Source organism: Streptomyces murinus (assembly GCF_002154555.1).
GTDB lineage: Bacteria > Actinomycetota > Actinomycetes > Streptomycetales > Streptomycetaceae > Streptomyces > Streptomyces murinus.
Window position 1 is genome coordinate 1 of the sequence record NZ_MUNF01000203.1, and the last position, 8439, is coordinate 8439.

9 protein-coding genes are annotated in these 8439 nt (G+C 70.4%); 4 read left to right on the top strand and 5 right to left on the bottom strand.

Translation table 11 applies throughout. The features are described from left to right. Both CCN72_RS14360 and CCN72_RS14365 read left to right on the top strand, forming a co-directional pair. Positions 1-191, top strand: a 191-nt coding sequence (locus CCN72_RS14360; protein ID WP_279630240.1) for a VOC family protein, incomplete at its 5' end; no start/stop codon positions are given. Positions 192-216: 25 nt separating this feature from the next. Continuing rightward, positions 217-609 carry a VOC family protein gene (locus CCN72_RS14365; protein WP_086807865.1) on the top strand — a complete coding sequence of 131 codons (393 nt, stop codon included), beginning with the start codon at positions 217-219 and terminating at the stop codon, positions 607-609. 71 nt (positions 610-680) lie between these two features. Here the strand turns inward: CCN72_RS14365 and CCN72_RS14370 are convergent, their stop codons facing one another. The 3 genes from CCN72_RS14370 to CCN72_RS14380 are packed head-to-tail and all read right to left on the bottom strand — an operon-like array spanning position 681 to position 3522. Next, positions 681-1859 carry a dipeptidase gene (locus tag CCN72_RS14370; protein WP_086807866.1) on the bottom strand — a complete coding sequence of 393 codons (1179 nt, stop codon included), beginning with the start codon at positions 1857-1859 and terminating at the stop codon, positions 681-683. Positions 1860-1864: 5 nt separating this feature from the next. After that, positions 1865-2386: a 5-(carboxyamino)imidazole ribonucleotide mutase gene (gene purE / locus CCN72_RS14375; protein ID WP_078967599.1), complete on the bottom strand. Its 522-nt coding sequence runs from the start codon at positions 2384-2386 to the stop codon at positions 1865-1867. Continuing rightward, a complete protein-coding gene (locus CCN72_RS14380; RefSeq protein WP_086807867.1) occupies positions 2383-3522 on the bottom strand; it encodes a 5-(carboxyamino)imidazole ribonucleotide synthase in 1140 nt (379 codons plus the stop codon). Before CCN72_RS14380 ends, purE begins: the two co-directional genes overlap by 4 nt. Positions 3523-3740: 218 nt before the next feature. Between CCN72_RS14380 and CCN72_RS14385 the strand changes: the two genes are divergently transcribed. After that, positions 3741-4247, top strand: coding sequence for a GtrA family protein (locus CCN72_RS14385; RefSeq protein WP_086807868.1), 507 nt, complete (start codon positions 3741-3743; stop codon positions 4245-4247). Between the two features lie 55 nt (positions 4248-4302). Here CCN72_RS14385 and CCN72_RS14390 read toward each other — a convergent pair whose 3' ends face one another. Together CCN72_RS14390 and CCN72_RS14395 are read right to left on the bottom strand one after the other, a co-directional pair. Further along, entirely contained in the window at positions 4303-5574 is a 1272-nt protein-coding gene (locus tag CCN72_RS14390; RefSeq protein WP_085565062.1) for an ATP-binding protein, read from the bottom strand. Positions 5575-5615: 41 nt separating this feature from the next. Continuing rightward, a complete protein-coding gene (locus CCN72_RS14395; protein ID WP_020940464.1) occupies positions 5616-6293 on the bottom strand; it encodes a response regulator transcription factor in 678 nt (225 codons plus the stop codon). Between the two features lie 498 nt (positions 6294-6791). On the opposite strand from CCN72_RS14395, the gene CCN72_RS14400 reads away from it, so the two are divergent. Continuing rightward, a complete protein-coding gene (locus CCN72_RS14400; protein WP_086807869.1) occupies positions 6792-8297 on the top strand; it encodes a peptide MFS transporter in 1506 nt (501 codons plus the stop codon). Positions 8298-8439 lie beyond the last annotated feature (142 nt).

Genomic DNA, 8439 nt, shown 5'->3' on the forward strand with positions numbered 1-8439 from the left:
CGCCGCGCTGGCCGGGCGCCGGGAGCGACGGCCAGCAGTTCCACCTGGACCTGACCGTGGCGGACCTGGACGCGGCGCACGAGGGCGTGCTGAAGCTGGGCGCGACGCTCCTGGACGCCGGGGAGCCGGGCCGGTCCTGGCGGGTGTACGCCGACCCCGCCGGGCACCCGTTCTGCCTCTGCGCCTGCTGAGACCGTCTCCCCGAGGAGGAAAAACATGGCGTCCGTCGCCCACTTCCGCAACGTCGTGCTCGACTGCCCCGACCCGCACGCCCTGGCCGCCTTCTACGCGGCGGTGGGCGGGGGCACGCCCGTGGCCGAGGACGACACCTGGATCGTGCTCCAGGTCCCCGGCGGCCCCCGGATGGCCTTCCAGCGGGCCGAGGGCCACACCCCGCCCGAGTGGCCCCGCGCCGACCACAACGGCCAGCAGCTCCATCTGGACTTCGACGCGGGCAGCACCTGGGCGGAGATGGACACGGCCCATGAGCGGGTCCTGGCGCTCGGCGCCCGCCCGCTGGACGAGAAGGACCGCGAGAAGAAGGACTTCGTGGTGTACGCCGACCCGGCGGGGCACCCGTTCTGCCTGTGCCGGATCGAACACCGGTAGGGCGGCCTGCTGGTACGGCGAAGGGGCGGGGTGGCCGATCGGCCACCCCGCCCCTTTCATGCCGTCACGCGTCAGCCGTCCAGCGACTCGATCGTCGCGTTGGACGGCGCCTGCTTCGACTGGAGGTCGCGGGCCACGTCCTCCGCCGCGCCCAGCACCCGTACCGAGTTCTGCCAGGTGAGCTTGGCGAGGTCCGCCCTGGACCAGCCGCGGTCCAGCAGCTCCGCCAGGAGGTTCGGGTAGCCGGAGACGTCGCTGAGGCCGTCCGGGGTGAAGGCCGTACCGTCGTAGTCGCCGCCGATGCCGAGGTGGTCGATGCCGGCGACCTCGCGCATGTGGTCCAGATGGTCGGCGATCACCGGCACCGTGGCGATCGGGCGCGGGGTGCGCTCCTCGAAGGCGCGGTGCACCTTCATCGCCTCGGCGGTGGTGTCCAGGTGGTGCAGGCCGTGGGCGCGCATGTTCTCGTCGGCCTCGGCCGTCCAGTCCACGGCCGCCTGGAGCACGAACTTCGGCACGAACGTCACCATCGCGACACCGCCGTTGGCGGGCAGCCGCTCCAGGACGTCGTCAGGGATGTTGCGGGGGTGGTCGCAGACCGCGCGGGCCGAGGAGTGCGAGAAGACCACCGGGGCGGTGCTCGCGTCCAGCGCGTCGCGCATCGTGGACGGCGCCACGTGCGAGAGGTCGACCAGCATGCCGAGCCGGTTCATCTCGCGGACCACCTCGCGGCCGAACGCGGTCAGGCCGTTCGCCCTTGGGGTGTCGGTCGCCGAGTCCGCCCAGTCCACATTGGAGTTGTGGGTGAGCGTCATGTAGCGCACGCCGAGCGCGTACAGACCGCGCAGGGTGCCCAGCGAGTTGGCGATGGAGTGGCCGCCCTCGGCGCCCATCAGGGAGGCGATACGGCCCTCACCGCGCGCCGCCTCCATGTCGGCGGCGGTCAGCGCGGGCGCCAGGTCCGCCTGGTAGCGGTCGAGGAGCTGCCGTACGCAGTCGATCTGCTCCAGTGTCGCGGCGACCGGGTCCGGCTGCTCGGCCGGCACGTACACCGACCAGTACTGGGCGCCGACGCCGCCCTCGCGCAGCCGGGGGATGTCGGTGTGCAGGTGCCCGTGCTGGTGACCGGCGATGTCCAGGCGGTCCAGGTCGTAACCCGCCTTCTCGCGCAGCGCCCAGGGCAGGTCGTTGTGGCCGTCGACCACGGGGAACTCGCGCAGCAGGGCGCGGGCCTCGTCCAGGTTCGTCACGGCGCTCACTTCCCGAAGCCGAAGCCGCCGGCGCCCTCGACCTTGGAGCGCAGCCGCTTGCCCTTCTCGGTGGCCTGCTCGTTCAGGTCGTGCTGGAAGTCGCGCATGCGATGCAGCAGGTCCTCGTCGTGCGTGGCGAGGATGCGGGCCGCGAGCAGCCCGGCATTGCGGGCACCGGCGACGGAGACCGTGGCCACGGGTACGCCGGCCGGCATCTGCACGATCGACAGCAGGGAGTCCATGCCGTCGAGGTACTTCAGCGGCACCGGCACGCCGATGACCGGAAGCGGGGTGACGGAGGCGAGCATGCCCGGCAGATGGGCGGCGCCGCCCGCCCCGGCGATGATCACCTTGAGCCCGCGGTCGGCGGCCTGCTCGCCGTACGTGATCATCTCTCGGGGCATCCGGTGCGCGGAGACGACGTCGACCTCGTAGGCGATCTCGAACTCGTCCAGGGCCTTGGCGGCGGCTTCCATGACGGGCCAGTCGGAGTCCGACCCCATGACGATGCCAACAACAGGGCTCATTCGGTGATGGTGCCTCTCAGATAGCCGGCTGCGTGACGGGCGCGCTCCAGCACGTCGTCCAGGTCGTCGCCGTAGGTGTTGACGTGTCCCACCTTGCGGCCGGGCTTCACGTCCTTGCCGTACATGTGGATCTTGAGCTTGGGGTCGCGGGCCATGCAGTGCAAGTACGCGGAGTACATGTCCGGGTAGTCGCCGCCCAGCACATTGACCATCACGGTCCACCTGGCGCGCGGGCGCGGGTCGCCGAGGGGCAGGTCGAGGACCGCGCGGACGTGGTTGGCGAACTGCGAGGTGATCGCGCCGTCCTGGGTCCAGTGCCCGGAGTTGTGCGGGCGCATCGCCAGCTCGTTGACGAGGACACGGCCGTCGCGGGTCTGGAACAGCTCGACGGCGAGGTGCCCGACGACGTCCAGTTCCTTGGCGATGGTGAGGGCCAGCTGCTCGGCGCCCAGCGCGAGGTCCTCGGCCAGGTCGGGGGCCGGGGCTATGACCGTGTCGCACACGCCGTCGACCTGGCGGGACTCCACCACCGGGTAGGCGACGGCCTGGCCGTGCGGGGAGCGTACGACGTTGGCGGCGAGCTCGCGGACGTAGTCGACCTTCTCCTCGGCGAGGACCGGCACGCCCGCCCGGAACGGCTCGGCGGCCTCCTCGGCGGAGTCGACGACCCACACGCCCTTGCCGTCGTAGCCGCCGCGGACGGTCTTCAGGACGACGGGAAAGCCGTCGCCCTCCGCCGCGAAGCGCACCACGTCGTCGGGATCGGCGACGATCCGGTGCCGGGGGCACGGGATGCCGATCGCGTCGAGCCGTGCCCGCATCACGCCCTTGTCCTGGGCGTGCACGAGCGCGTCGGGGCCCGGGCGGACGGGGATGCCGTCCGCTTCCAGGGCCCTGAGGTGCTCGGTGGGCACGTGCTCGTGATCGAAGGTGATCACGTCACAACCGCGCGCGAAGTCACGCAGCGTGTCCAGATCGCGGTAGTCGCCGATGACGACATCGCTCACGACCTGCGCCGCGGAATCCTGAGGGGTGTCACTGAGGAGCTTGAACCTGATGCCCAGCGGGATGCCTGCCTCGTGCGTCATACGCGCGAGCTGACCGCCGCCGACCATGCCGACTACCGGGAACGTCACACCTACAGCGTATCGGCCACCGCGGACCGGCCGGATCGCCTCCCTCCGGCCCGGCCCCTCGGGCGGGTGTTCCCCACCGGTCACCCGGCTCTTACCCGCCGCTTTCCGGCCTCTTTCCGACCTGTTTCCCCGCACTGGCCTGGTCCTCAGGCATCGGGCCCCGGGCGCCGATAGCATGGCCGGGTTGACCAAAACCTACCGACGGGAGCTGCAACGCCATGGAACAGCGTTCCTCGGGGCTGCAACGGCTCGTGGGCGAGATGGCCAAGTTCGGTGCCGTCGGCGGCGCCGGCGTCCTGGTGAATCTGGGCGTCTTCAACCTGGTCCGGCACGTCTCCACCCTGCCGGTGGTGCGCGCCAGCATCATCGCGACCGTGGTCGCCATCGCCTTCAACTACGTCGGCTTCCGCTACTGGACGTACCGGGACCGCGACCGCAGCGGCCGTACCAAGGAACTCACGCTGTTCCTGTTCTTCAGCGCGATCGGCCTGGTGATCGAGAACGGCGTGCTCTTCCTGGCCACCTACGGCCTGGGCTGGGACAGCCCGCTGGAGAGCAACGTCTTCAAGTTCCTCGGCATCGGCGTCGCGACCCTGTTCCGGTTCTGGTCGTACCGCACCTGGGTGTTCCGCGCGCTGCCCGCGCAGGAGGCCGAGTCGATCCTGGCGGCGGAGTCGCGCCGCTCCCCTAGCGAGCCCGAGCCGAGGACGCAGCGGGTGCCCTGACCGCTGCCCGGCTCAGCGGACCGTAACCAGCGAAAGGAACTGCCGGCCGTGCCGCTCAGCGGACGGTCGGCAGTTCCTCGTCCGTCTTGCGGGCCGGGGGCGTGCGCGAGAGGAACAGGCCGAAGACCGGGGGCAGGGCCTGGAGCAGTTCCAGCCGCCCGCCGTCGGCCTCGGCGAGGTCCCGGGCGACGGCCAGGCCGATGCCCGTGGAGTTGCGGCCGCTGATGGTCCGCTCGAAGATCCGCGCCCCGAGGTCGGCCGGCACCCCGGGCCCCTCGTCCGTGACCTCGACCACGGCCTGGTTGCCGGTGACCCGGGTGCGCAGGGCGACGGTGCCGCCGCCGTGCATCAGCGAGTTCTCGATCAGCGCGGCCAGCACCTGGGCGACCGCGCCCGGGGTGCCCACCGCCTGGAGGTGCCGCTTGCCGGAGCTGACGATGGCCCGGCCCATGCTGCGGTAGGCGGGCCGCCACTCGGCGAGCTGCTGCTGGATGACCTCGTCCAGATCGAAGGTGACGGCGGAGCCGGTGCGCGGGTCGCGGGAGTTCGTCAGCAGCCGTTCGACCACGTCGGTGAGCCGCTCGACCTGCGTCAGCGCGACGTTCGCCTCCTCCTTCACGATGTCCGGATCGTCCGTGAGGGTGATCTCCTCCAGCCGCATGGACAGCGCGGTGAGCGGGGTGCGCAGCTGGTGGGAGGCGTCGGCGGCGAGGCGTCGCTCGGCGGTCAGCATCCGCGCGATCTTCTCGGCGGAGGAGTCCAGCACATCGGCGACCCGGTCCAGCTCGGGGACGCCGTACCGCTTGTGCCGCGGGCGCGGGTCGCCCGAGCCGAGGCGTTCGGCGGTGGAGGCGAGGTCGGTCAGCGGGGAGGCGAGCCGGTTGGCCTGGCGCACCGCGAGCAGCACGGCCGCGACCACCGCGAGCAGCGCGACCAGGCCGATGATCAGCAGGGTGCGGCCGACCTCGCGGGTCACCGCGGAGCGCGGCTCCTGCACGGTGACGGTCTCGCCCTCCTCGCCGTGCTGGGTGGCGTGGATGACATCGCCGACGGGCCGGGTGCCGATCTCGATCGGCGTCCGGCCGGGCATCTCGATCACCGCGTACTGCTCTTTGCTGACCGGATTGCGCAGCGCGTCGGCGTTGACGTTCTCCGCGGCCAGGATGCGGCTGTCCACGATGCTGGCCAGCCGCACCGCCTCGGACTCCACCCGCTCCTGGGCACTGTTGGTGATGGTCCGGGTCTCGACGATCACCAGGGAGACGCCGAAGACGGCGATCACCACGAGGACGACGGCGAGGGTGGATTGAATGAGACGTCGACGCATGTTCCGTTACCTGAGGTGACCGCCGGCCCCCGGTGCGGGGCTCAGCTCTTCTCGAAGCGGAAGCCCACGCCCCGGACCGTGGCGATGTAGCGGGGGTTGGCCGCGTCGTCACCGAGCTTCTTGCGCAGCCAGGAGATGTGCATGTCGAGGGTCTTGGTGGACGACCACCAGGTGGTGTCCCAGACCTCGCGCATCAGCTGGTCGCGCGTCACCACGCGGCCGGCGTCGCGCACCAGCACCCGCAGCAGGTCGAACTCCTTGGCGGTGAGCTGGAGTTCCTCGTCGCCCATCCACGCGCGGTGCGACTCCACGTCGATGCGCACGCCGTGCGTGGCCGGGGGCTGCTGCGGCTCGGCGGCGCCGCGGCGCAGCAGGGCCCGTACGCGGGCGAGCAGTTCGGCGAGGCGGAAGGGCTTGGTGACGTAGTCGTCGGCGCCCGCGTCCAGGCCGACGACGGTGTCCACCTCGTCGGCCCGCGCGGTCAGGATGAGGATCGGTACGGTGTGGCCGTCGGCGCGCAGCCGACGGGCGACCTCCAGGCCGTCCATGCCGGGCAGGCCCAGGTCGAGTACGACCAGATCGACGCCCCCCTGCATTCCGGCGTCGAGCGCGGTGGGTCCGTCCTCGCGCACCTCGACCTCGTAACCTTCCCGGCGCAGGGCGCGGGCCAGCGGCTCCGAGATGGACGCGTCGTCCTCGGCGAGCAGTACACGGGTCATGAGGTGATGGTAGACCGCCCGCATGTGGTGCTGGGGTGTGATCGGTTCCCGGGATTCTTACCTGGGGTGTCCACTGGTACGAACCATCACCTGTGGGATGCGATCGTAGAAGGGGCCTTCGAAATCCGTTGCGCGGTTCCCCCGACACCTGTGATCCGCGTCTCAAGTCCTTCCATACCGGGCGGTGTCCTGACGTACAGTGACGTGAACGCCTGTAGTACACCCGGGGACCTTTGGCGGACATTGACGCTGAAGGTCCTTCTTGTGTGCGGGCCGGTCGAGTCCGACCGGCCTTGAAAGGAATGACCTCTGGCCGGGCTCCGGACGCATCGTCGCGTCACGGAGCGTGGATCCCGGTGGTCGCCGTCCACCGCTTCGTGATCCGGAGCGGACTCCCCCGGGGCGTTGGGGGCGGACGACCGACCCCGCCGGTGCCGGCCGCTACCCCCACCGGGCGCGCAACGCTCCACCGCGCGTCCCGACCAGCAAGGAACGACCATGGCGTCCAGCCTGACGAAGGACTCGGTCCACCCGGGCACCCCCGGCACCGAGAAGACCTTCTTCGGCCACCCCCGCGGCCTGGCCACTCTGTTCATGACCGAGATGTGGGAGCGGTTCTCCTACTACGGCATGCGGGCCCTGCTCCCCCTGTACCTGGTGGCCCCGAGCGGCCTGCACCTGTCCGCGGGCACGGCGACGGCGATCTATTCCGTCTACCTGTCGCTCGTGTACCTGCTCGCGCTGCCCGGCGGCTGGGTCGCCGACCGGCTCCTCGGCCCCCGTAAGACGGTCGCGGTCGCGGGTCTGATCATCATGCTGGGCCATCTGTGCCTGGCCCTGCCGGCCGCCGCGAGCTTCTTCGTCGGCCTGGTGCTGGTCGCGATCGGCTCCGGTCTGCTGAAGGCCAACATCTCTACGATGGTCGGCCATCTGTACGACGGCCCGAAGGACGCGCGCCGCGACGGTGGCTTCACGCTCTTCTACATCGGCATCAACCTGGGCGCGTTCGTCGCTCCGCTGGTCATCGGCACCATCGGTGAGAACGTCAACTGGCACTTCGGCTTCGCGCTGGCCGCGCTCGGCATGGCGCTGGGTCTGGCCCAGTACCTGCTGGGCGGCCGCCACCTGAGCGAGCAGAGCAAGGTCGTCCCGACGCCGATGACGGCCCAGGAGAAGGCCACCACCCTGCGCAAGGGCCTGATCTGGCTGGTCATCGCCGCGGTCTTCTACGGCATCGTCGGCTTCACCGGTCACTTCACCCTCAACTGGGCGCTGATCCCGCTCACCGTCATCGGTCTCATCGTGCCGATCCTGGTCATCGGCCGGATCCTGCGCGACAAGGACCTCGACGGCGAGGAGCGCTCGAAGGTCCGCGCGTACGTCTGGTTCTTCGTGGCCGCCGCGGTCTTCTGGATGATCTACGACCAGGGTGGTTCGACCCTGTCGCTGTTCGCGGAGGCCAACGCCAAGAACACGATCTTCGGCTGGAACTTCCCGGTCTCCTGGTACCAGTCGGTCAACCCGGTCATGATCATGGCCCTCGCGCCGGTCTTCGCCTGGCTGTGGCTGTGGCTGAACCGGAGCGGCAAGGAGCCGAGCACGATCGTGAAGTTCTCCTCCGGCCTGGTGCTGGTCGGCGCTTCCTTCTTCGTGTTCCTCGCCCCGCTGTCCATCGCGCAGGACGGCCACAAGGCCGCGGCGATGTGGCTGGTCGGCATCTACTTCCTGCAGACCGTCGGTGAGCTGACGCTGTCGCCGGTGGGTCTGTCGGTGACGACGAAGATGGCGCCGAAGAAGTACGCCTCGCAGATGATGGGCGTCTGGTTCCTCGCGGTCACCGCGGGCGACTCCATCACCGCGCTGCTGTCGAACCCGGCCGTCGGCGGGGTCAACCTCGACAAGATGGGCTTCGTGATGCTGGAGGCCGTCCTCGCGGTGCTCGCCGGTGTCGCGGTGTGGATGTACCGCGGCAAGGTGAACAAGCTGATGGGCGACGTGCGCTAGTCGCTGGAACGTGGCCGACGAGGGCCGTCGCACCCCGGGTGGGTGGGGCGGCCCTCGTCGTTTGTGCGCCTCAGCGCCGTGGGGGGGATTGCGCGTTGGCGGGTGCGGGGGCGTCGTGGTTGTTCGCGCAGTTCCCCGCGCC